We start from the raw sequence: 24,988 nt of genomic DNA on the forward strand, positions 1-24,988 counted from the left end.
TGAGCTTCTAAACCTCAATCACTTTCTACGTTAAGTGTAGGTGGTAAGCTCACCACTTACCTAAGTAATACGTAAGTACCTGATATGGAAAATCTAGAAACTCACCGTTTGAAATTGCGCTTACCAACCGAGGGAGATGCCGCCTTTATTCAGTCTCTCTACAACACGGAAGGCTTCCTTCGCTTTGTGGGCGACAAGCATATTAGAAGCAGCGATGATGCTGTTGAATATATTCGTAACAACATGCTTGCGATGAGAGAGGCGAAAAGTGTTTGCTTGCTCGTAGTTGAAAGTAAGTCAGATAGTCAACCGATCGGTGTTTGTGGTTTGATTAAGCGGGACGAGCTGGATGCCTATGACATTGGTTATGGTTTTATGCCGGATTCATTGGGCCAGGGCTATGGGTTAGAAGCTGGAAAAGCAGTTGTAGAGTACGCAAGGCAGCGCAGCGATATCGATGAATTAGTGGCGATAACATCTTCGGACAATGAAGCGAGCAAGAGCTTACTAAATCGACTCGGCTTTACTTACATCAAAGTCCAAAACCAAATAAGCGATAAAATTGACTTACTTTTATATCAATTGTCATTCGCAGATTAATGAAATTTACCCATTCGGATGTATTACAAGGCAAGTTACTGACGGAGTTTAAAACGGTCAGCGCAATGATTGCGATTTATTGTCGAGATCACCATGGATTGCCAGACGGTTGTTTGTGTCACTCGTGCCTAGAACTGAAAGAGTACGCAGAGGAGAGGCTTGATCGCTGCCCGTATGGTCAAGACAAGCCGACCTGCAACAAATGTCCAATTCACTGTTATAAGCCAGAACCCAAAGAACAAATGCGCCAAGTGATGCGCTATGCAGGGCCGCGCATGTTGTTACCTCATCCCATTCTTGCGATTCGGCATTTGGTTCACGAGCGCAGAGTAGTGCCCGAAAAGCCGGCTAGGGGGGCGTCTAACCGGCATAAGAGGAAAAGAAGTGAGTGATTTACTCACCAGCGACAGCTTGGTGCTTTGTCTTGATGCTAGCAACAAGCATATATAGGCAAGTTGCCAGCAGTATCGCGAACAGGTAGCCCATCAATCCATGGTCACCAGACATGTACCAGTCCGCAATGATTGGCCCGAAAACGGATCCCAAGCTATAGCTGAACAGCATGACTTGTGTTGCTGAAACGATATACTGTGAGTCCAATTTATCGCAGCCTAGGTTGATTGCGATGGGGTACAACGCAAAAGCAGCAACACCTAGCAAGAATATTCCTACCGCTAAAACTCGGATGTTATCGTCCAGCATAATCATGCTAATAGCCGCAGCGCCAAGTAAGCAGAAGAACGCCATCAACAAGGTTCGACCAAAGTATTTCGACATCCATGGCACAATCGGCTGAACTGCCATACCACCAAGAATGACAAGAGCCATCAATCCACCTAAATCGTCATGATCAATACCTTGCTGCGCGAGCTCCAATGGCATTAAGCCGTAAATAGCACCAAGGATCAGGCCAGAAACAATGCAACCAATGATGGCAGCATGGCTTAATCTGGTGATCTGCTTGAACGAAAGATTGGTCGTATGCGCAGACTCTGGCTGATCGGTTTCTCCAAATAGTAATACCACGATAGCGAGAAGCAGTAGAGTCAAGATAGCAATAAAAGGCACGCCACCACCGACCCCCAATATTCCAATTCCTAATTGACCAATCGCACTACCACCGTACAGTGCCGCCATATACAGACCTAGACGTTTTGCTCTGGCTGCTTCATCGCCATGCAGCAACCATGACTCGACAATAACGAATACGCCAGCAACAGAGATACCAGCCAAAAAGCGTGCACACATCCATGCCACTGAGTTGGTAAATACAGGCAGCGCGAAAATGGTCGCGATGAAAAGAGTTAAACAAAGAACAAATGCGTTCTTGTGACCTAATCGGGTAACCAATGGCTCAATTGCAATCGCACCAACTAAAAGACCTGCATAGAAAACACTGGCTAACCAACTGGCCAACGAGCTGTCCAGCCCGTAATCGGGTAGCATAAGTGGGATCAAGCTCATTAAATAGCCTGAAGCTACCGCATAAAGAGCCAGCGCGATAACAGGTACTGAGATGCGAGCTTTTGGTGCAGGAGCAAGAATGTTTTCCAACGTCGTAGCCTCTTGAGTTAGTTAATAAAATGGAACGTCTTTTGGCGCGACTATGGAGCGATTTTGATATTGGGTAAAACGAATAATTTTAGTCGTGTCGATAAAAATCATTTTTCGACACGAGTTCTCGCTATAGATAAAAGAAAAGGCCGCTAGCGATGATTGCTAGCGGCCTTTTTGAAAGGGGGGATTGTTTCTATTACTTCGTTAAAGCTTCATTAAGCCACTGATCAAATTGGCCTTTAGGTAAGGCACCATTGATAACATCGACTCTTTTGCCATCTTTAAACACCATGACAGTTGGAATGCTTCTAATTTGGTATTTAGCAGCAAGGTTTTGCTGGCTTTCTGTGTCTATTTTTACAAATCGAACATTGTTTGCTCGCTCTTTGGCGACATCCGAAAATACGGGGGCGAAACCAACACATGGGTTGCACCACGGTGCCCAAAAGTCGACGACGACAGGTTGGCTGCTGTTCAAAATAGCATCAAAGTTGAGCTCTGTTCCTTCAATCGGCGCACCGTCCAGTAAATCCGATTGGCATTTGCCGCATTTCGGGCTTTCAGATACTCGTTCATTAGGAACACGGTTTACGCCAGAGCAAGAAGGGCAACGAGTGTTGAATGTAGACATGACTTTTCTCTTGTTTGTGTTTTTCTACGCAAGTGTGACGTCTATTTTACCAATTAGGTGACACCACAGATAGTCGCTAGTTATACTCTGAAAATAGTATTTACCCAAGAGTTCTATCAGTCGTACTGAACAGATCGAATGGGCCGCTAACTCAAATAAGAATAAAAGGCTTCGAATGACAACATTCTATGCAGAAATAACAGGTTGGGGTAAATGTGTGCCGCCAACCACGCTCTCCAACGATGATTTAAGTACATTTCTTGATACTTCAGATGAATGGATTCGCACGCGTACAGGCATTGAGAACCGCCGCATCAGCCACGTTAACACGTCTGATTTGTCGACGGTGGCCGCCAAACATGCCCTAGCATGTGCTGGCCTTGAAGCGAGTGATATTGATTTACTTATCGTCGCTACTTGTTCTCCAGACTCTCTTATTCCTAACATCGCATCAAAGGTATCTCAGAACCTTGGTATGATTGGGACCACGGCGTTTGACTTAAACGCTGCGTGTACAGGGTTTCTTTACAGCCTAGAGACAGCGACACGTATGATTCAGGCGGGCAACTATAACAACGCGTTAGTCATAGGTGCTGAGCGTCTGTCTTTCTTTATCGACTGGACAATGCGTGATACCGCGGTGCTGTTTGGTGATGGCGCCGGTGCTGTCGTGCTGAGCAAAACAGATAAACCTGTTGGATTACAGCAAGTTCAGTTAGGTTGTGATTCAAAAGGGCGTGATATTCTCTCGGTACCAAAATTTGGTACTTCGATGGATCGCTTTGCAGCAGATAACGGCTATTGGGAATTCAACTTCGTAGGAAAAGAAATCTTTAAGCGTGCCGTTAAAGGCATGGGTTCAGCGGCTCAAAACGTGCTTGCGCGTAGCCAGCTATCTACCGAAGATGTTGACGTAGTGATCCCGCATCAGGCAAACATTCGCATCATTCAAACACTGTGTGATTTGTCTGGTATTAGTCAGGAAAAAGCGTTTGTGAACATCCACAAATATGGCAATACATCAGCGGCTACTGTACCACTGGCGTTATGTGAAGCCATGGAAGAAGGCTTCGTTAAACCAGGCGATAACTTGCTACTGGCCGCATTTGGTGCTGGACTGACGTGGGGAGCAGGCCATATTAAATGGGGTGACCGCGTAACGCCTTTGGGCAGTAGTGACGCAGCGCTACCCGAATGTGATAAATCTGCACTTGAATTGCTTGATGAAGCGATCAAGTTCTGTAAAGAGCATGCGCCAAGCTAGTTAAAATCAATACCATTCTGGATAGTAGACGGTTCAGAATGGTATTATTCTGCCTTAGACGATAAGAATAATGCAGGGCTTAAATGAAGTTTCTTCACACCTCTGACTGGCACCTCGGACGCCAATTCCACAATGTTTCTCTTCTGGACGATCAAAAAGCCGTTTTGGCTCAATTGATAGAATATCTACAATCTAATACCGTTGATGCTCTGGTGATTGCCGGAGATATCTATGACCGCTCGGTTCCGCCAACGGCTGCGATTGAATTGATGAACGAATTTGTCCGTCAGGTGTGCAACGAACTTAAACTACCCATCATTTTGATACCCGGTAACCATGATGGCGCCCAGCGATTAGGCTTTGGATCCTCGCAAATGAAAGGGGCGGGTTTGCACATTATCTCGAATTTTGAAGAGATGCTGGAACCTGTTGTCATGAATACGGATGTTGGAGAGGTGGCTTTTTATGGCATGCCCTACAACGACCCTGAATTAGTTCGTCACCATTTTGGCCAGTCTGTATCAACGCACGATGACGCTCATCGACTGCTGAGTGAAGAGATTAAGTCTCAGTTTAAACCGGGTCAAAAGAATGTCTTGATCAGCCACTGCTTTGTTGATGGTGCGATTGAGTCCGAGTCCGAACGTCCTTTATCAATTGGCGGCTCAGACAGAGTCAGCCATGAACATTTTGTCGATTTTGACTATGTAGCTCTGGGCCATCTGCACCAGCCGCAAAAAAAGGGTGAAGATTACATCCGTTACTCGGGCTCACTGATGAAATACAGCTTTTCTGAGCAGCATCAGAAGAAAGGAATGACACTGGTTGAGATAAATGAACAAGGTTTTGTCTCAGCAACCCACATTGATCTCACTGCTCCTCACCAAATGCGGATAATTGAAGGGGAGTTAGACGAAGTTATTGCCGGTGGCAAAACAGATCCGAATAGTCATGATTACTTGTTGGTCCGTTTGTTAGATAAACACGCCATTCTTAATCCCATGGAAAAGCTTCGCGCGGTTTACCCAAATGTTCTGCATATCGAAAAGCCAGGTATGTTAGTGGGCGTTGAACAGGAAATGGCTCAGGCAAAGCTTGCTCGTAGTGAAGTGGATATGTTCAAAGATTTTTTCCTTGAAGCGCAAAATAGTGAGCTAACGGAAGAGCAAGACCATGCAATAACCGACATCATCAAACAATTGGCAAAGCAGTAAGGGCAAGCGATGAAACCATTATCACTGACAATGCAGGCATTTGGTCCTTTTGCTAACACTGAATCTATCGACTTTACATTGCTTGGTTCCAATCCGCTGTTTTTGATTAACGGCCCAACAGGTTCAGGTAAAACTTCTATTTTAGACGCTATTTGTTTTGCTTTGTATGGCCAAACAACAAGTAATGAAAGAGAAGGGAAGCAGATGCGCTGTGATATGGCAGCGCTTTCGTTACCGACCGAAGTGGTGTTCGAATTCGCACTTAAGGATAAGTGCTACAGAGTCACTAGATCACCCGATCAATTGGCACCTAAAGCACGAGGTGAAGGTACAACGACTCGAAACCACACAGCCTCTTTGTACGAGATTACAAATGAAGAGCGACTGATAACCAGCAAGACAGCACAGGTTAAAATTGAGGTCGCAGAACTGATTGGTCTGAATGAAACTCAGTTTCGTCAGGTGATGGTGTTACCACAAGGTAAGTTTCGTGAACTCTTGCTTGTAAGCTCCATAAAGCGAGAAGAGATCTTCGGTCAATTGTTCCAGACTGACATTTACAAGAAAATCGAGCTTGTGCTTAAGGATAAAGCGAGTGCTATCAGCAAATCAAAAGATGAGTTTGATAACCAGATTCGCGGTGCTCTACAAGTGGCAGAAGCCAGCACTGAACAAGAGTTAACGGAGCAACTTGATGTTGTCGCTAAGCTGCTTGAAGAAGTGAGCTTGAGTGAAAAGGTTGCCCTTGAAAAGTTAAATAAAAACAAAGAGGCACAACAGAAAGCTAACCAATTACAAGGTGAATTTGAGAAGCTACAAAGCGCAGAGAAAGCACTGTCAGAGCATAGCGAGAAAAGCGATAGCAACGCTCAAATTCAACAAAAACTGGTGATCGCTCAGCAAGCTTCCAAGCTAGACGTTCCTTACACCAATTGGACGTCACTCTCAAAACAGGTCCATGACCTGAATGAAAAAGCCAGTTCTCTTGAGAAAGCGTTGCAACTTTCGAATGTTGCGGTAGAAGAGCACAAACAGCAGTTGAATACGTTCACGCAGCAAGCCCAATCAATTCCGACATTGACAGATAAGCTCTACCAACTGGAAGGCATCAAAGCTAAGCTAAACGAAAAGTTGGAGTTGGATAAAAACCTGAAAGACTCTACTACTAAGAAACAAGAGTTCAATTCGACCTTAATCAAATATCAGACACACAAAGAAAAGCTTTCGCAAGAAGCATCTAAAGCTCAACAAGAACTCGAGAATGCGAAGCTGGCTATTGCAGATAAAGCGACGGTAGAGTCTGAACTTGCGCGACTACAGCGCCTTACTGCCGATCTCAATAAACTGCAGTTGCTGTCCAAAGAGTTAGTTACTTTAGAGCAAGGGCTGCAGCCCATTGAAGCTCGTGTACAGCAGTTGAAGCTTGATTGGCAAGAGCATAGCAAGCAAGCGGATGACTATGAAATGCGCTGGCACAGCGCTCAGGCAGCAGTTCTTGCCCGTAAACTTCAGCAAGGCCTGCCTTGTCCGGTGTGTGGCAGCGCTGAGCATCCAAACCCAGCTGCGTTTAATGGCCAAGAAGTGACCAAAGAACAAGTTGAATTTCGTCGTAACCAAGAGCGTCAGTCACTGCACTCTCTCAACGAGCAAACTCGCATTGTTGAACAGCAGAATGTCCTTATCTCTCGTCAAAAAACTCAAATTGAAGCATTTAAGGAAGAGCTGGGGGAAAATAGAGACCTTTCTTTGGATCTTGTACAGAAGCAGCATTCTGAGTGGCAGGCCAAGTTAGCTGGATTGGCTTCAATTAACCTTGAACAGATGGAGTTGGAGGTTGCAACGCTCAACCAACGTTGTGAAAAAGGTGAGAGTGAAATCAATCGCCTGAGAGAAGAAATGTCTGCTCATGACGCAACAGTTCAAGTGCTGCAACAGAGGCTCGAGGTACTGGTACAGTCCATTGGTGAACAACATCAGTCAGTGGAATCTGTCGACAATGATTATAAGCAAACCAAAGCGTCAATCGATGCTTTGCAAAAGCAACTGGAACAAGCCAATGAACAGCAACAGCGACTCGCTAAGCGTCATGCTGAGCTCGAAGGGCAAAGACAGAGCAACACACAGCTTTTAGCGGAAGCAAAACGCAACTTAGATAAAGCGGAAACGGAATGGCATGTCTCGATTGAAAAAGCGCAGTTTTCTGATGAGCAAGCCTATCTCAACGCGAAAGCGACAGACGATCAATTAGAGTTTTGGAAAGCATCAGTGGAAGCTTACGCGCAAACTGAAGCCAAACTAAAGCAGACGTTAGAAGATTTGAAACATGCGCTCAAAGACCAACAAGCGCCTGACTTAGTTGAACTAGGCAAACTTGTTGAATTAAGCAGCCAAGAGTACGTTGAAGCGAGAAATGCACTGGATACAACTCGTTCTAAATTCGAACGATTTGACAAGGTTCGCCGTGATATTGCCTTACTACACGAAAAAAATGCTGAATTAGAGGCTGAGTACAAGGTGTACGGAACTCTGTATGACGTCGCTAGCGGTAAAACCGGGAGCCGCGTGAGTCTGCATCGATTTGTTCTTGGTGTATTACTGGACGATGTGCTTATTCAAGCCTCTCAGAGACTCAGCCTGATGAGTAAAGGGCGCTACATTCTTGCGCGCAAAACCGAAGGCTTCAAGGGTGCGGCAGGGCGTGGCTTGGATCTGATGGTAGAAGATAGCTACACAGGCAAAAATAGAGATGTTGCCACCTTATCCGGGGGCGAATCCTTCATGGCAGCGCTGTCTTTAGCACTTGGCTTATCCGATGTTGTTCAATCGTACAGTGGTGGTATCAGGTTGGATACGCTGTTTATCGATGAAGGTTTCGGCAGCTTAGATCCAGAGTCATTGGATCTCGCCATCCAGACCCTAATCGACCTTCAGCAAAGTGGTAGAACCATCGGATTAATTTCCCATGTGAGTGAGCTTAAAGAGCAGATGTCATTGCGTATTGATGTCACGTCCAGCCGAGTGGGAAGTGAATTGAAAGTAAATGTTGCATGAGGCGGTAAATAGGGCCGATATTCTGGTCGGAAGTAGCTAAATGTGCTAATTATTAGTTAAAAGATATAAAAGTCGAGCGGCCTTAAAAACAGCTCTTTTAGTTGGCATCAGGATCATTCATGACAGCAGTTCTGGAATCAGTTCGCAAAGTATACCAGTATGCAGAACCAAACCTTACGCTCGTAGGTTGGATGGGGTTGCTTGGCTTTCCAACCTATTATTATGTCTGGTCCTACTTATTCCCTCAGCCATATGAGAGTCTTACACTCAGACTCTTTTGCTCATTTCTATTTGCCATTATCGCTTTTCGGCATGCGCTTCCTAAACACATACAGCGTTATATGCCGCAATATTATCTCATCTCTATAGCGATATGCCTGCCGTACTTCTTCAGTTACATGATGTTTATGAACGACTGGTCGACGATATGGGCGATGTCATTTATGGCTTCGGTTTTTCTCCATATTCTCCTCGTTCATCAAACCCGAATCATGCTACTACAGGCCGTGATTTCGTTGTTGCTCGCTTTTGTCACCGTTTACGGGATTGATTTCAGTATGGCCATGGAGAAGATTGTGTGGCCATATTTGCCGATTTTTCTCTTCACTTATGTGTTTGGTAACCTGTTTTATTTCCGCAATCAGGTTGAGCACGAAAGTAAAGTCTCTATTGCTAAATCCTTCGGTGCAGGCATTGCTCATGAAATGCGTAACCCGCTAAGTGCACTGAAAGCATCGTTTGATGTACTTAGCTCCTTGTTACCCGATGAAAAGTCTAAAACCACTGAGTTTTACTCAATGTCTCATCAGGAACTAACCATTGCGAGAGAAGTGCTTAGTGATGCAGACGAAGTGATTCAAAACGGTAACGAAACCATCGATCTCCTGTTAACTTCTATTGATGAAAACCGTGTCTCTACATCGACATTTAGAAAGCAGTCTTTGAAACGAGTAACGGAAGATTCGCTGTCCAGTTTTGCCTACAAGAGCTCTAAAGATAAGCAGGCGGTTCAGTTCAAATGTGACCAGGATGCCGAATTCTTTGGCAGTGACACACTTATTAAATATGCCTTATACAACCTTCTCAAAAATGCCTTTTATTATCAAAATGGCAACGATTTTAAAATCAGCGTTGAGATAAAGTGCTCCGACAAAAACAACACTATCGTGTTTCGCGATAACGGAGTAGGGATCGCACCTGAAGTTCTTGAGAACATCTTCAAAGATTTTTATACCTTCGGCAAATCAGGCAGTTATGGTCTTGGTTTACCATTTTGTCGAAAAGTGATGCAAGCTTTAGGTGGCAGAATCAGCTGTCGGTCTGAGCTAAATGAATGGACCGAGTTCACGCTGACCTTCCCTCAATACCACTCAGCGAGAGTGGATTACATAAAAATGGATCTAATGAAATCTAAATCAGCCCTCTATGTCGGCGAAACCAGTGTCATTGCACGATTACTCAATGAGCAATCTTTCTACAAAGGCTTTACTCTCAACACCGTTGATCTCGAGTTAGCTAACAGTAGAGAAGAGTATGAATTTGAATACGATTTGATATTCATTGATTTAGATGCGGTGATCACCTCACCAGATCAGCTTGCGGCGTTAGAGAACAAGCTGCATTTTACTGAAGCAAGAATTGTCTTCCTCTATGACGAGAATAACCGCTATCACAACGATATAGAAAGGCATTTGACCATCTACCCGGTTGAGAAGCATCGTATGTCGCTAGAACCGGGGCGTGTTTTGGAGGAGTTGTTCTTTGAATCCCCTGAACCTGACCGTAACTTACTGCCGAGAAAAGAAGTTCGTGTTGGTAAAACGATCGTCATTGCAGACGACAATCATTCTCTTCGTACTTACACTTCCATATTGTTAGAGCAGCAGGGATTTGAGGTGATTCAAGCCCAGAACGGGCAAGAAGTGCTAGATAAACTGCAGAACAATCTTGTCGACCTAGTGTTAATGGATATAGAAATGCCACAATTGAATGGCCTTGATGCAGCGAATGCTATTCGTTCATCAGAGCGTGAGTACGCCAATATTCCGATTTTAGGTCACACTGGTGACTCGACATCTGTTGCCATTGATAAAATTCATCAGTCAGGAATGAATGATTATATTATTAAGCCAGCAGGCACAGAAGTATTGCTGGATAAAATATCGAACTGGATTTAAAAAGACCTACGAAACGTAGGTCTTTTTAGCTTTGTTTAAATAAAGTACATATCTGGAAGATCGTAAGCCGCCTGACAAGCGTGAATTATTTTATTGGCTTCCTCTATAGTTGTAGAGCTATTGAGAGAAAATCGGATTATGTTTTTATTAGGTGTTGTCGCTGGTCGACAAAATACAGCGCCGAATATTCCTTGTGATTCGAAAAAGTCTCGCACTTTTTCAGTGTTGCGCTCATCTCCTGTTTCGACCGCTATTATTTGAGATTGACTTCTAATCGTTAGCCCGATATTTGCAAGGTTAGTTTTCAAATACTCACTTAACTCTTGTAAATAAGCCCTTTCTTTATCTCGTTCCTTTATTACGTCCAGTGTTTTATCAAGTCGGTCTAACTCATGTGGCAGCATCGTAGAGCTAAATATCGCAGGGTAAGCCACAAATGGAACACAATCATTAGCGCGATTGTTACACCAAATGGCTCCTGCTCGGTAGGCAAACGTTTTGGCCAAACTGGCCGTCATAAAGTCGACTTGATGACTTAGCTTTAAGCTTTGCAACAAACCAGCACCATGTTTACCGTGAGTGCCCAGGGAGTGGGATTCGTCGACTAATACCGCGCAACCATACTCCTTCGCGAGCAACACAAGCTCAACTAAGGGAGCAACAGTGCCTATAGTACTGTAAATCGAATCAACAAGAACGATCCCAGGACCATGTCTGTTTATCAATTTATTCAAATGCTTGACGTTATTATGCATAAAGGGGTGGATGTTCGCTCCAGCGATACGTGCCCCTTCCCATAGAGACATATGAGCAAAAAAATCGATGTAGACATTTGTTTCACTGTCACAGATGGTTTGCAGCAAAGCGGTATTGGCTGCCCAACCTGACTGAGAAAGTAAACAAGACTGAAATCCGACATACTTTGCCAGTTTTTGTTCTACTTCAGGCTTAGAATTTTCATCCTGTAAAAAAATCCCCGACATAAACGGGCTATTTTTACGTGCCATAATAGAACTAATATGGTGCTCAATGATATCGGGGTTATTGGATAGATCGAGGTAATCATTACTTTGCAAAACTAGGTCGCCACTTTGCGGCCTTTTCCCAAGAACTAAATGTTTACCATTCTTGTTGGAGTTAATTAAGTCATCCAGATAAAAATTTAATTTATTATTAATAAAATCTGGCAAAGGAGGGTAATGGTTAAGCGTATTCATGATAAATATATCCTTTTTTGTTAAAACCATGTGCCAGCTGACAAAATGATATATGAACCAAAATGGATATAAGTTCGAGTGCTAATATTTATTATTTTGCTGTCTGTTACAAATAAAAATATCAACTATAATAGTATATGAATTCTTTCCCTACGCTGACCCGAGCCTAACCAAGGCTAACTATTATATTTCCCCGTTATTTATTCGGTACGAAGTGTTATTTGGAAGAGCGTTCTTTCTTACAAGACATAAAGATTTCTGGCCAGTACATTTTGATATAGCCAACGAATACCCAAGCTACCAGTCCGGTGGCAACACTCAGCTCAAAAAATCCAAATTTGTGAAGCCAGTGCCAATGTGGATGATACTGCTCGAAAAAGCTCGTAAGACGGTGCATCGCGATCGCACTAATGACGGAAGGGAAGGTGACAGCAGCAATTGAAGGTTGGAATTTAAGCCGCATTAGACGGAAATAACAGAGATAGATCGTTAACGTCATGGTGATAGCAATACCAGCCAAAGCGCCAGTAAGTATAGGGTCTGGCTTTTGGAAATTAACCAGATAGGTGGCTAATGAAAGGTTGATCGGTGCTGCCATGATGGCCAGAGTCGGCCTTGCTCTGCGTGGAAGCCGACCTTCAAACATCAGCCTGTAGAGCACTAGCGGTAGCATAAAGAAGTATATTGTAATACAGATGCTGACTAAGGTTTCTGAGAATACTGTGTGGCCGAACTTCGTCCCTGCCAGCGAGCTACTGATCAATCCTACCGGATACAAGAACCAACTAGGGACAATATTCGATACTTTGAAGCGTGTGATCTGAAAGAAGAAAAACAGCACCATCATAGTGATGTGGAGCAATAGCGCCGCAAACCATAAAGGGTAGGCGATTAAGGGTGATATCACGGCAAGATAATCACAAAGGATCAACAATGCCATGCTCATGGGAGCCATCAAGCTGCCGCTCAATGGATGTCGAATATCGTTGATGAAAGTAGAGTAACTGCTGAAGTATTTTATTAGAACTGGTAACAGCAGAATGGCGCCGCCTGCGGCAAGATAAGGGCGGATAAAGACACCAATGTCAGGAATGTATAACGCCCATGCGTGCCCAAGTCCTATCATACCGAGCGCTAATGCGGCTTGTGATGGTGGCACACTCTGAAATTGTGTAAAGCGTCTCCAGTTCAACGGCTTAATCCTGACTAGCTTGAAACAAATGATTGGGGACTAAATGAGTGAGCAGATCCGTGCTACCGATCATTTAGGGCAAGGGATCATATCAAGCTCATCGGTTGCTGTGCAATTGTCATTTTGATTCGCAAGGAAGGTCTTCTTGTCTCAACTTCTCATTTTTTAATGTTCGATGTAACAGTTGGCTATAGATTGGCTGTCCTCCGAGTAATTGAGCGAAAATAACCGCGCCGAGACAGGTAATGATCAGCGGTAATATTAGGTAGTAATTGTTGGTCATTTCGATCACCAATAAGATGCCCGTAATTGGAGCGCGAACAGTAGCCGCGAACAATGCCCCCATTCCTGCAATGGCGAACATGCCCGGAGAAATCATCAGTTCAGGCATCAAGCCGTGGGCAATTAAGCCAAACGCATACCCAAACAGTGTGCCTAATGCCAACATCGGTGCGAAGATGCCGCCAGGAGCTCCAGAGCCAAAACAAATCAGCGTGGTGAGAATTCTTGCAACAAACAAAAGCAGCAACACCGTGGCTCCGTAGCCGCCGTTAGTGATGGTAGGAATTAAGCCAATGCCGCCGCCAGTTATTTCCGGTAGATAAAGCAGCATCAAACCAAAAAAACCGCCAATACAGCTTCCGGTGATCAGGTAGCGTTTACGGTCATTCTTATGCAGTTTGACAAACAAGTCCTGAGACAGGGTAACTAGGCGATTAAATACGACTCCAAACACGCCAAACATCGCACCTAACAGTAAGAAAAGCCATAAGGCGGCCAGCTCTGGCGGGTGATATTGCGGCATGGTGATAACCGCGTCTTGACCATTAATGTAGCGAAAAACAATGTTGGCGGAGATGGCAGAAATGATCACCGCACGAATAGAAATGAGTGAGTACCGAAATTGGGGGCGCATTTCTTCAACCACAAACATGATGCCAGCTAACGGAGCGTTAAACGCTGCGGCTAAACCTCCCGCAGCGCCAGATGCAAGCAGTGAGTGTTTGGTGTCATCATTTCTGACCTGAAAGAGATCCGTCACCATGCGACCAATGGCTCCTCCCATTTGAACCGTTGGTCCTTCACGGCCAAGTACCATGCCTGAGCCCAGCGCACCCATGCCACCGAAGAACTTTACAGGTAGAACACGCCACCAACGAATAGGGCGTATGCCATCCATCGCTCCCTCGATTTCTGGAATGCCGGATCCCGCTGCTTCTGGGGCAAAACGGTGAACGAGGTAGTAGCCAATAAATGCCAATGCGGCACTGATCAAAAATGCTGCGAGCCACAGTGGCAATGCGCTCCCAATCGCTTGTTTTAGCCAGTCAGTCCGAGTCTCTGAGACAAAATGAACCGCAATTTCGAAGAAGGTAGCAACGATACCAGCAAGAATACCAACAAGTAGAGAAAGGATGAGAACAGAGACGGGCGTTTTATCTTTAGAGAGAAACTGGTTAATGGCATCCTTTGGCATACTGGCTAAAAGGGACTGCTTAATTTTCTCTCTCTTGGTCATAAAAAGGGCAACCTCGTCTTATTTATTTTTCTATTAGAAATAATGATGTCTCTAGCAAGAATTATACGCTTGTGTAGGCTTAACTATAGCGTCAAGAATGAAATATTGATTTTCAAATATGGAGAATAAGAGAGATCGAAAAATAGCTTGAGAATTGGCAAGAGATCACGTTTATTCCCTTGCACTTTGGGAGTTTTGAACCATATTTAAATGGTAAGGCAATCTGAACCGACCCGCATGGAGGATTTTCTGCCTTACCTACAATTTGGATGGATTCAACAAGTCATTTCGAGATCCTCGTTTTATGATCAGGACGCATCAACAGACGGTCTTGATTCGCAGACTCACGATTGAGTAACGAGGGATAGGGCGCACTGCAAGGTGCGCCTTTTGTCGTTTAGAGAAGGTTAATTAAGTGAGGCAATTTGCTTGAGTACTTTTTCCAATTGATCCCATGGAAGAAGTTGGCTATCGATGACTTCCATGCGGCTTTCGAAGCCCTCTAGTGACATCTCATTAACAGAGACGACACCGTGGCTTACATTGAACGCATAGCAGCCTCTATCAGTGTTCATCACGCCTTTGACACGTTCGGCAGTTAAGTCAGATAACATAGAAAATAGGTCATCAAAATTGAACGTGACTTCTGCACCAAATAACCAGCCACAACTAAAGTAACCTTGGCCTTTGTTTTCTTTGCGAACCATTATCTGATCTGGCGCTAGCGCAAATTGAGGTTCCGCCTCAGCATGTTCATGATGGTGCTGTGCAATATCCGTTGAAACCGATGGATCCCTTCTCTGGTTGTCCAGAAGTTCGATAGGGAAACGCCCTTGTTTGACGAGTTGACTGTAAATCTTGGGTGGATTTTGGTCGGATACCCAGTCGTTAAACGCATCGACGTCACTGACATGACATTCGTCTACTTTATTACCAATCACAATATCTGCGATGTTGAGTTGGTCGTTAAAGTTTTGATTCTCCAAATACTTAGGGTTGGATAAGTTGCGTGGGTCGACTAAGCCAATGGTCGCTCTCAGGTCGATGTAATCTCGAAACTGAGCAGAGGTTAAGGTCGCGAGAATCTTGTGGGCGTGGCCCAAGCCGGTAGGCTCGACAATCAGGCGATCGGGTTGCGTGCGAAGCAAAGCAGTCAGAGCAACAGAAGTTGGGACTCCAGCAGCACAACACATGCAGCCGCCCGGCACTTCTTTGATCATCGCGCCTTGTTCGGTCAGCATTGCGCCATCAATACCAATTTCACCAAATTCGTTGACCAGAACCGCCCAGTTTTCGTCATCAGGTTTTTCTTTCAGAAGATTTAGAATTGTCGTGGTTTTTCCGGTACCCAGAAAACCAGTAATGATATTGGTTGGGATTTTCATTATGCAAAACTCGTCGATAACAATGCTTTGACTATATCAAAGGTTAGCGTGGAAGTTAGAATAAAAAACGGCGGTAGATACCGCCGTTGTTGTGATTAGCGTTTGTTCTTTAAGTAGCGTTTACGACGCTCTTCTTTTTTCTTGGCCTTCTCTTCTGCTTTGCGTGTTGCCTCGATCTCTACTTCGACCAACTCTTTGGTGATCATTTCTGGCAACTCAAGTGTTATTTGACCTAAGGTACCATTACGTAGTTCGTGAAGTAAGATTTCCGAACATTTATGCAGATCGACTCGTCCGCCAGAACGTAGCGCGCCTCTTCGACGACCGATTTCTTCCATTAGTTCTATGTCGCTTTCTGGCATTTCTTCGATCTGATAGCGCTCTTTCAAACGCTCAGGGTACGCTTTTGCAAGGTACTCAACTGTATAGAAAGCCACTTCTTCGTATTCCATAGCCGTGTCTTTAACGGCACCGGTTGCAGCGAGGCGGAATCCGCTGTGCGGGTTTTCTACTTTAGGCCACAAAATGCCGGGAGTATCCGATAAGACAATACCGTTTTGTAGGTTGATACGTTGTTGACGACGCGTAACGGCTGGCTGGTTACCAGTAACTGCGATAGTACGGCCTGCAAGGGTATTGATAATGGTTGATTTGCCCACATTGGGAATACCCATGATCATGGTACGAATGTTCTTACCAATCTCTTCACGATGCGGCGCAAGTTTACGGCACAGCTCTAGGATCTTGTTAACTTCCTGAGTGTTGGAAGTCGTAATCGCCATCGCTTTTACATTGTGTTCTTTCTCGAAGTGTTCAATCCATAGTTGAGTTAACTCTGGATCGGCAAGGTCACGTTTATTCAGTACCTTAACGACTGGCTTTTCACCACGGATTTCAGAGATCATTGGGTTTTCACTACTGAATGGAATGCGAGCATCCAATACTTCAATAATGACATCTACTTGAGGGATCGCTTCTTCAATCTCTTTACGGGCTTTGTGCATGTGGCCCGGAAACCATTGAATTGTATTGTTAACCATTTGAAAATATTGCCCTCTAATTTAATGGTTTAATCTGCCGTGCAACTTTAAACATAACAAAGCGTTCGCTTATCACAAGTTTTTGAAGCCCAATAAGGCAGGGCAGATTGACTTGGGCGCAATATTAACACCGACTTTAGTAATCTCATAACGAAGGGCAGGAGAAAAGCGACTAATCACATCAATCGTTTACGTTGTAGCCAGTTAGTGATGTCCGGTAAGAGTCGAACTTCAATCTTTGCGTGAGCTCCATTGGTTTGGCTGACGTTATCACTACGTGTATCGGCTTCAAAAGCTCAAAGGGGTGAGCATTTGAAGCTAAGCAAAAAAATAGCCAACGCGTTGTAAAGACGCGATGGCTATTTCATAGAAATCCATCAACTCAGTTAGATGATGGGATGAACACTGCGAGAATTAGTTGGCTGGTCGCCAAACGCCCCATTTGTCCTTACTGTATGTCGTTTCAGGATCATCACCGCCTTGTGTCCACCATTGTGCTTTCCACTCCTTACCAGCATATGACACAACTTCACCGCCGACGTAAGTCGTTGATGAGCTCCAAGCATTCCCTGTATCTGGGTCCGGTTCTGGAGTTGGTGGAGGAGTGACACCGCCACCATCAACAACCACCTCAAACGTAAAGGTCTCAGTTCGATCGCTGTTGGTCGCGCTCGCTGAGAAAATTAACGTTTCATTCTGAGTAATAGACTGGGTGTCGATAATGATCGAAGAAGAACCGTTATTCTGAATCTGTACAGGTGTGCCCTGAGTTTGAGTCAACGTTGCATTTTCTTCTGTTACGATGACGACTTTATCACCCGCGTTTACGACATTATCACTTTGGGATAGCTCATAGAGTTGTCCTGCTAACGGATCAACATTGCCATTGTCGTCTCGGGAAACGGTCATTAGCCCTGAAGCACGGCTGTCCTTAGAGTTAAAGAAATTGCGTGACGGATCATTCTGGAAATACATGTAGTGCTGCATTTCTTCATGCCAATCACCGATAAAGACAGCCCCATCTTTGAATTCTGCGTGCCAACCATTAATCTCAGAAGCAAGGAGACGATCCCAGTCACCAACGTTGTTTGAATCTACTCTGATATCAAAGCTACGTGCAACCGCGCCATCCTTGTTGATGATGTCATATTTTACTACATCGCCAATTTCAGGTGCTTCCAATCCACTAGGGATAAAGGACGCTCCACGATGCAAATCTGGTTCTGGTGCTGGCTCAGGAGGTGGAGTGTTACCATTCTTAATCGTAATATCAGAACAGTTGTAGAAGCCTTCACCCGCGGCATCATCTCGTTGCCAACGCACAAAGAGAATGGCGTCTCCAGATCTATCAGATGGGATAGTTACGTTGATTCGGTATTTTCCGTTCTCTACAGGTACATTGCCCGTTTCTTGAATCAAATCTAGATCGCCCCAAGCTAGCCCTTTAGACAGGTCAGCATTTGGTTTGGTTAAGTAAAATTCCCAGAAAGAAGGGTTGTGCGGTGCCGTGGCATTAAACACATATTCGAATGTACCCGTGTTCATTTCTGTACGAGTCCAGGCCGTATGCGGGGCTCCCATGCCACGTTTCTGAGGATCGTTTGCGTAGCATAAAGTGCCATCTGGAATAGCGGCTCTTACTGCACTCTGGTTGTTAAAGTCGGTAATGTTCTTTGCGTATTCATTTCGCTGTACGAACGGGTAAGATCCCGAAATGTCTTTGGCATTTGAACAAGCGGCGTTGGGTGGACTGCCAGACCAGATACCGCCTTGTTCGTAACAAATGTTTTGTCGAGCATTTGGATATTCAGACCATCCATGTGCGTAAGCAGTTGATGGAAGTGCAGAAAATACTGCAAATCCTACTGCTAATTTAAAGATGTTTTTTTTCGCTGTCATTTTCGTATTCTCTTCGCATTCTAAATTCATGACTATGTGTTCATCTATTCGGTTGTTCACTAATGATTAGCACATGTTCCTATTTTAATTATTTCTATTAGAAACGATGGAAATATAATTTGAGTTTTGACTTAATAAAGATCTTATATTCATTGTGTGAATTAAGATCTCAAATATCAAACTTATTGAAAACTTGACATAAGTTTTGCTAGCAACTTTAAGTTGTTGAATGTTATGGGTTTAGGTTGGCTTGCACTATGTTGGTTAAATGGAGAAGAAAAAGGTTGGATCTGATTTTTATATTTTGCGACGCTGGTTCAAAACTTTTTATGTTTATTAAAAAATTAACAATAATTGGAAAGTTAATAACTATTTCATGACATTGCCAAGGGTTTTTTATCTCTCAAAATAACTCATTTTCACTGTGAATGTATTTGTCTATTAAATTTAGATTGGCTTATTATTTGTATTGTTATATCTATTTTTGTGAATGGGTTGATTGTGCCCAAGTGCACTCGTCAATGATGAAACTTGCGAGGAACTGGCTTTGATTTCGATCGACTTGGACTTCACTAAGTAAAGCGTCGAACTCGAGAATAAAATGTAAATGGAACAGTATACTTAGGAGGTTCATTCAACAACTGGAATATTCAGTTTGTTCCCAGATGTTTGCTTACGGCAGAATGGCTTATCACGCGTTAAGCCACTGCTTAGTATCAGTGTTGGCTTTCCGTTTGTTCACTTTAGGAGAATCAACATGTTTAAGTTTACCTCTTTGGCTGCCATCCTGCTTTCTGCGTCAATGTCTGTAATGGCAGCACAAGGTGTCGTCAAGGTTGAGAGCCAGTATTCAGTAAAAGAAACCGCAGATAGATTTGAAGCGATTGCAAAGAAGAAAGGACTTAATGTTTTTGCTCGAGTCGATCATCAAGCTAACGCTGCAGGAGTTGATATGGAACTCCGGCCTACAGAGCTGATTATTTTTGGCAACCCTAAAGTGGGGACTCCACTGATGCAGTGCGCACAGAGTGTTGCGATTGATCTGCCACAGAAAGTGCTGATAACGCAAGGTGAAGACAAAAAAGTATGGCTGTCTTACAACGATCCTAATTATCTTAAAGAGCGCCATGAAATTAAAGGTTGCGACAAAGTACTGACTAAGATTACTGGTGTACTAGGCGCGCTATCTAAAGCGGCAACCAGCCAATAGCCTAACGTAGCACATCGATAACAAGCAGCACTTTACGCTGCTTGTTTTTGCATTTACCCCGTCAGCTAGCTTTCGTTAAACATATTATTCAATAAGTATCACAATTAAATGTGAATCATTTGCATTACCAATGTGTTGTGATTAGCTTTGTCAGGATTTCAAACCTATGGCATGGCTCTCTTTTAATCTTTGGAGTCAGCGTCATCGATTATAAGTGACTTACATTTTCAGGATTGATATATGATCAGAAAACTAACGTTGGTACTCGCCTTGATTTCAGGTCTTGCTTCGGCTCAGGAAGACATTGCTCAAAACGAAGCAAACCACTGGTTGCAGCTTGTTGATTCTCAACAGTATCAAACAAGTTGGGAGCAATCGGCAGAGTTTTTTCGTAAACAAGTTCCTCTGCAAAGCTGGGTAAAAGCAGCTAAAGAAACACGTGAACCTCTTGGCGTTATTGAATCACGCGAAGTGATGCACAGTGAAGCGATTGAATCCTTGCCTAACGTCCCGAAAGGTGAGTATGTCGTTATTCAATATCGAAGTGACTTTGTCGTCGAAAACGAAGCGATTGAAACCGTTACCCTTGTTAAAGATGGTAACGACTGGAATGTTGTTGGCTATTACGTTACTTACTAAATTTTGTCTACGTCTAGTGCCTTGCCTTAGGTTGTTTAGCTTATGGCAAGGTATTTTAATATGCGATTTTGATCATCTTTGATTATTTGCTGGACGAAAGGCCGGATTGAACCATTAAATTGGTAAAAATAGAGATTGGCAGTACGAAGGTAGCCAGAACCCAGTGGCACAGAACTTCTGTGTTATATTTGTGTAAATTTAAAAAGCCATATATTTCTGATGGTTATTTCGATTTGATTTTATATAACTAAAATGTTTCATTATTATTCAATTTGTGCACTAGGAATGATTAATACCTCTTTGGTGGTATTAATGAAAATATTTATAACTAATATATTCCCGATCATCTACCTTCGAAAAAGATCGAATATGTTATGAAAATAATAAAAAACCTTTCGTTCCGGCAGAAATTGCTTCTACTAGTAACGCCACCTGTACTAGGTGCTCTGTTTTTTTCTTCTGTTAATTTAACCGCTGCATACAAAGATAAAGCCGCTGTTGAGGAAATACAGTCTTTAGTCGCTCTTTCTATTGAAAGTAGTCGCGTTGTACATGAACTTCAGAAAGAGCGTGGTGCGACGTCGGGTTTTATTGGTTCGGGAGGCACTGCATTTAAGGATACTATGCTTGCTCAACGTAAAACTACAGATAATGTTTTACGCAAGGAAGCAACACTTCTATCGTCAAAAAGTGCAGAGCTAAAAAGCATAAACCCTGAAGTGTACACCTCAATTACTGATGTTCTTCAAAAACTTAATCGGGTCGCGGAACTGCGAACTACAGTAGACAAGCTTGATATTTCTGCTGGAAAAGCGGCTGGCTTTTATACTGATCTCAATGCTGATTTACTTTCATTGAGTGGAGATATTGCCAACCTTTCTACTTATGGGAGCCTAACCACGCAACTGCGAAATTATTATACTTTTATGCAGGCAAAAGAATCAGCAGGCCAGGAAAGAGCGATACTTAGTATTGCTTTATCCAATGACATGTTTAATCCAGGGGTATACCAGAAAGCGGTACAACTGGATTCGTTTCAAAAAGCGTATTTAAATGAATTTTCTCAGTTCGCAACGCATGATCAAATTCGCAGTTTAAACGACCTGAATACGAGCCAAGGCGGCCAACGAGTCGCAATGATTAAAAAAGTTGTCAATGAAAGATACAAAGATGGCAATTTTGGTATAAAGGGCGAAGAGTGGTTTAAAGCTGCGACTGATAGAATTAACTTGATGAAGCAATTGGAAGACAACTTGGCCAGTGATATAAATTTATTGGTCAGCCAGTTAAAAGCTGAAGCTGATAAAGCCATTGTTTACTCTTTAACGCTGACAATTGTATTAATACTGGCAACGCTGCTCCTTTCTATTTTTGTTTCTCGATTGCTAATAGGGCAGGCGTTAAAACTTTCTGAAACTATAAATTTGGTTGCGAGTAATAAAGACCTTTCTTATCGTGCTCCTGTTCAATCAGAGGATGAATTGGGAACGAGTGCTAAAAGCCTTAATGATATGCTCGACATATTCTCGGATATGGTTCGTAAGATTGAGGCGAGCAGCATCCAACTTGCAACTGCGGCGGAGCAAACCAGTGCATCGGTCAATGACAATGCCAAGAGCCTTGAAAAGCAGAGCATAGAGACGGCTCAGGCAGCGAGCGCAACGGAGCAAATGACGGCGACGGTTAATGAAATTGCAGCCAGCACTACCACAACAGCAGAGTCCGCGAATCGGGCTGCGGCACTTTCTTCGGACGGTGTCAGCGAGGTAGAGAACACGGCAGAGAGTATGTTGGTGTTGAATGAGCAAATGGCGACGGCTAATTCTCAGGTTCTTAAGCTAAAAGATTCAAGTAAAGAAATTAATGAGATTGTGGACGTCATTAAATCTATTGCCGAGCAAACGAACTTACTCGCATTGAACGCAGCTATCGAAGCGGCGCGTGCTGGCGAACAGGGACGAGGCTTTGCTGTGGTAGCGGATGAAGTGAGAACGTTGGCTCAAAGAACCCAAGAATCGACACAGAAAATTGAAGCCATGGTCGTCGGGTTCCAGTCAGAAGCGGATGCTGTTTCTCAATCCATCGAGTCGTCGTTTGGTTATGTGAAAGTATCACAAGAGCAAACACTTTCAGTAAGAGGCAAATTGGAAGAGATTAACAGTGCGATTGTCTCGATTACCGATATGTGTAATCAAGTTGCGACAGCGGCGGAACAGCAGGTTGCAACAACCAATGAGATTGCAGTGAATATCCGCACGATTAATGACCTTGCTGAAGTGAGCTCGGAAGTGGGTGGGCAGATTTCTGTCGCTGCTCAGGAACAGACTCAACTATCGTTAAAACAACACGAATTGGTTGCGCAGTTTAAGCAGTAGTAGGTTGGTTATCTACTAAGAGAAGCCCCAGAAGCTTTTAGTTTCTGGGGCTTCTGGTATTAGGAGGAAAATTAACTCTGCGTTTTGTTGAGTGACTTGCTGTCATACATCGCGGCATCCGCTTCGCCAAGATAGTCTGTCAACTTGCTAGGATCTGCATCACTCGCCAATTCTACACAGCCGATAGAGTACTGAGGTATATGTTCTTTGCACGATGCTTTAAGGCTTTCATCCAGCCTTTCAACAAAACGGGATTTATCCATTTCTTGTTCACTATCGAGTAAGACGACAAATTCATCACCACCCCAGCGGGCGACTAAATCGCTCTTTCTGACACTCTTGAGCAGGGCTGTAGCAAAATCTTTAAGTATTTGGTCTCCAACAGCGTGGCCCCATTGGTCGTTAATGGCTTTGAATCCATCAATGTCGAGATACATTAACATGCTGGAACGGTTGAATGAGTTCGAGAGGCTGATATGGCGCTCGAAAGATTCCGTAAAACCGCGTCGGTTTAGCGCTTTCGTAAGTTCATCAAAACGACTTTCTACTTTGAGTTGATTGGCTTTGTACAAGTAGGCCAAATCACTGTTAATGGTGTCTCGTAGAAATTCAAGGACCAGCATGAGCTTTTCGGAATAATCCGTTGGTCGCTGATCCATGACACATAGAGTACCGAAGCTGTTTCCGTCAGGCCACTGAATCGGATAGCCCAAATAGCTTGAAAAATTGTCTTCCGTGAATTCAGGATTGTCTAACCATCGATCATCTTTGTTGGCATCTGACACGTACATGGGTTGGTTTTTTTGTACGACGCTATGGCAGTAAACATTTGTGTTCTTATCAGCATATACTCCGGGATCGTAGTGAGAGGGAGCCGTTTCGGACGACACCAAAACTTCAATCCCGTTGGTTGTCGCTTGAGTGACGAACGCAGCAGGGGCGTCGAATAGCAAGGCAATCATATCAACTAACTTCTGCCATCGCTCCCAATCGACATCTTCGATTTTTCCGTAGTAACACGACCCGTATTTGTAACCAGACATCAGATCTTACATTCCTTACTTAACTGCATGTTTCCCCAAACCATACAACGATTAGGGCTTTTGTTAATTATAGAAGTGTTAGTAGCTATGGGCGACCATATATTACCGATTATGAGACCATTAAGCCTATGTTGTTGCAGAGGATTTTATAGATGTGCAACCGATGAAACTGGTTGGGTATTATGAGCGGTTACCTTAACGGAACATGCTGCTGAGGCCGGCTTTTAACTAATTCTCTTACCGCTTGTTCCAGTTCGGGCAGCAAATGTTTGTTAGAAACGTGAATGTAGTGATAAAGAGGCTCATGGAGAATGGCTCTACTGACGGGCTTTATATCAGGAAATTTGGATTTGAAAATGTCATAAACGACTTTGGGTGCTAGCCATAAGTCTGCACGGCCTTTGTTAACCATCAGAGCGGCTTGTTCAGATTTTTCCACCAGATAAAGATGCTTGTAGTGCTCGACTTTCTCGACAAACCTCATACCAAGTTGAGAAACCAAGATCTTATCGGCTATTTCATCAAGCTCAGTGTAAAATTGGCCTTCAAAACCGTAAATGAATATGCTGATGTAGTACAACGGGACATCCACTTTTACCATATTTTTGTCATTAGCAAGTTTGGCTATGCGCAAATCCAAACCTTGGTAGCGTCCTTCGCTGACTGCCCGAATGGCTCTTTCATTTGGCAAATAGACAAAATCGACGTCGATGCCTGACTTTTGGTAGATGTACTTAAGATCTTCAATTAACGTGAAGCCTGCCACTTCGTTCAGAGTTGGACTTTGATAGATCTCACCAATAGCAATAATCATCGGCTCTGAGTGGGTTGGCCGAATCGCGAACATAAGTAAGGCTAACCAGTAATAGGAGAAAAGTCTGGTGCGCATTATCGATAGTGCTCCATGCGGGGTATATCACTTGTATAGCCCATCTGGAGGGGATAACAACCTTACTCGCGTTTTGTTATGCGCCT

The 24,988-nt window shown here is 43.8% G+C and carries 19 protein-coding genes; 9 read left to right on the top strand and 10 right to left on the bottom strand.

Going from position 1 to position 24,988, the window contains the following annotated elements; all coding sequences use genetic code 11:
* Nucleotides 1-84 precede the first annotated feature (84 nt).
* The gene (locus F0265_RS12240) at nt 85-600 is read left to right on the top strand and encodes a GNAT family N-acetyltransferase (protein WP_171749097.1); all 516 of its coding nucleotides are present in this window, start codon (nt 85-87) and stop codon (nt 598-600) included.
* Nucleotides 600-992 carry a nitrous oxide-stimulated promoter family protein gene (locus F0265_RS12245; protein ID WP_171749098.1) on the top strand — a complete coding sequence of 131 codons (393 nt, stop codon included), beginning with the start codon at nt 600-602 and terminating at the stop codon, nt 990-992. The genes F0265_RS12240 and F0265_RS12245 overlap by 1 nt, the downstream gene beginning before the upstream one ends.
* A 1-nt stretch (nt 993) precedes the next feature.
* Here F0265_RS12245 and F0265_RS12250 read toward each other — a convergent pair whose 3' ends face one another.
* Both F0265_RS12250 and trxC read right to left on the bottom strand, forming a co-directional pair.
* Entirely contained in the window at nt 994-2,154 is a 1,161-nt protein-coding gene (locus F0265_RS12250) for an MFS transporter (RefSeq protein WP_171749099.1), read from the bottom strand.
* 199 nt (nt 2,155-2,353) lie between these two features.
* The gene (trxC, locus tag F0265_RS12255) at nt 2,354-2,788 is read right to left on the bottom strand and encodes a thioredoxin TrxC (RefSeq protein WP_045985939.1); all 435 of its coding nucleotides are present in this window, start codon (nt 2,786-2,788) and stop codon (nt 2,354-2,356) included.
* A gap of 175 nt (nt 2,789-2,963) precedes the next feature.
* On the opposite strand from trxC, the gene F0265_RS12260 reads away from it, so the two are divergent.
* The 4 genes from F0265_RS12260 (at nt 2,964) to F0265_RS12275 (ending at nt 10,494) form a co-directional block, all read left to right on the top strand.
* Nucleotides 2,964-4,052 (top strand): ketoacyl-ACP synthase III, encoded by a 1,089-nt coding sequence (locus F0265_RS12260; protein WP_171749100.1) that lies wholly within the window; start codon nt 2,964-2,966, stop codon nt 4,050-4,052.
* Nucleotides 4,053-4,135: 83 nt separating this feature from the next.
* Nucleotides 4,136-5,266: an exonuclease SbcCD subunit D gene (locus F0265_RS12265; RefSeq protein WP_171749101.1), complete on the top strand. Its 1,131-nt coding sequence runs from the start codon at nt 4,136-4,138 to the stop codon at nt 5,264-5,266.
* A 9-nt stretch (nt 5,267-5,275) separates the two neighbouring features.
* A complete protein-coding gene (locus tag F0265_RS12270; RefSeq protein WP_171749102.1) occupies nt 5,276-8,317 on the top strand; it encodes an SMC family ATPase in 3,042 nt (1,013 codons plus the stop codon).
* Nucleotides 8,318-8,436: 119 nt separating this feature from the next.
* Nucleotides 8,437-10,494 (top strand): response regulator, encoded by a 2,058-nt coding sequence (locus tag F0265_RS12275; protein WP_253809438.1) that lies wholly within the window; start codon nt 8,437-8,439, stop codon nt 10,492-10,494.
* Between the two features lie 35 nt (nt 10,495-10,529).
* On the opposite strand, the gene cqsA is transcribed toward F0265_RS12275, so the two are convergent.
* The 6 genes from cqsA to F0265_RS12305 all read right to left on the bottom strand — a co-directional run bounded on the left by cqsA (nt 10,530) and on the right by F0265_RS12305 (nt 18,746).
* Nucleotides 10,530-11,711 carry an alpha-hydroxyketone-type quorum-sensing autoinducer synthase gene (cqsA, locus tag F0265_RS12280; protein ID WP_171749103.1) on the bottom strand — a complete coding sequence of 394 codons (1,182 nt, stop codon included), beginning with the start codon at nt 11,709-11,711 and terminating at the stop codon, nt 10,530-10,532.
* Nucleotides 11,712-11,928: 217 nt separating this feature from the next.
* Complete coding sequence (locus F0265_RS12285) at nt 11,929-12,903, bottom strand: TDT family transporter (protein WP_171749104.1); 975 nt, start codon at nt 12,901-12,903, stop codon at nt 11,929-11,931.
* 118 nt (nt 12,904-13,021) lie between these two features.
* Nucleotides 13,022-14,422: a H(+)/Cl(-) exchange transporter ClcA gene (gene clcA, locus F0265_RS12290; RefSeq protein WP_171749105.1), complete on the bottom strand. Its 1,401-nt coding sequence runs from the start codon at nt 14,420-14,422 to the stop codon at nt 13,022-13,024.
* A 407-nt stretch (nt 14,423-14,829) separates the two neighbouring features.
* Nucleotides 14,830-15,807, bottom strand: coding sequence for a GTP-binding protein (locus F0265_RS12295; RefSeq protein WP_171749106.1), 978 nt, complete (start codon nt 15,805-15,807; stop codon nt 14,830-14,832).
* A 95-nt stretch (nt 15,808-15,902) separates the two neighbouring features.
* Nucleotides 15,903-16,847 (bottom strand): ribosome biogenesis GTPase YlqF, encoded by a 945-nt coding sequence (gene ylqF / locus F0265_RS12300; RefSeq protein ID WP_006960888.1) that lies wholly within the window; start codon nt 16,845-16,847, stop codon nt 15,903-15,905.
* Between the two features lie 414 nt (nt 16,848-17,261).
* Nucleotides 17,262-18,746 carry a lytic polysaccharide monooxygenase gene (locus F0265_RS12305; protein ID WP_171749107.1) on the bottom strand — a complete coding sequence of 495 codons (1,485 nt, stop codon included), beginning with the start codon at nt 18,744-18,746 and terminating at the stop codon, nt 17,262-17,264.
* Between the two features lie 757 nt (nt 18,747-19,503).
* On the opposite strand from F0265_RS12305, the gene F0265_RS12310 reads away from it, so the two are divergent.
* The 3 genes from F0265_RS12310 (at nt 19,504) to F0265_RS12320 (ending at nt 22,970) form a co-directional block, all read left to right on the top strand.
* Nucleotides 19,504-19,956: a DUF302 domain-containing protein gene (locus F0265_RS12310; RefSeq protein ID WP_171749108.1), complete on the top strand. Its 453-nt coding sequence runs from the start codon at nt 19,504-19,506 to the stop codon at nt 19,954-19,956.
* 240 nt (nt 19,957-20,196) lie between these two features.
* On the top strand, nt 20,197-20,595 hold the full coding sequence (locus F0265_RS12315) for a DUF4019 domain-containing protein (protein ID WP_171749109.1): 399 nt from the start codon (nt 20,197-20,199) through the stop codon (nt 20,593-20,595).
* Nucleotides 20,596-20,969: 374 nt separating this feature from the next.
* Nucleotides 20,970-22,970, top strand: coding sequence for a methyl-accepting chemotaxis protein (locus F0265_RS12320; protein ID WP_171749110.1), 2,001 nt, complete (start codon nt 20,970-20,972; stop codon nt 22,968-22,970).
* 71 nt (nt 22,971-23,041) lie between these two features.
* On the opposite strand, the gene F0265_RS12325 is transcribed toward F0265_RS12320, so the two are convergent.
* Both F0265_RS12325 and F0265_RS12330 read right to left on the bottom strand, forming a co-directional pair.
* Nucleotides 23,042-24,013, bottom strand: coding sequence for a sensor domain-containing diguanylate cyclase (locus F0265_RS12325; protein ID WP_171749111.1), 972 nt, complete (start codon nt 24,011-24,013; stop codon nt 23,042-23,044).
* Nucleotides 24,014-24,203: 190 nt separating this feature from the next.
* On the bottom strand, nt 24,204-24,902 hold the full coding sequence (locus F0265_RS12330) for a hypothetical protein (RefSeq protein ID WP_171749112.1): 699 nt from the start codon (nt 24,900-24,902) through the stop codon (nt 24,204-24,206).
* Nucleotides 24,903-24,988 lie beyond the last annotated feature (86 nt).

The sequence above is a fragment of the Vibrio sp. RE88 genome (assembly GCF_013113835.1).
Lineage (GTDB): Bacteria > Pseudomonadota > Gammaproteobacteria > Enterobacterales > Vibrionaceae > Vibrio.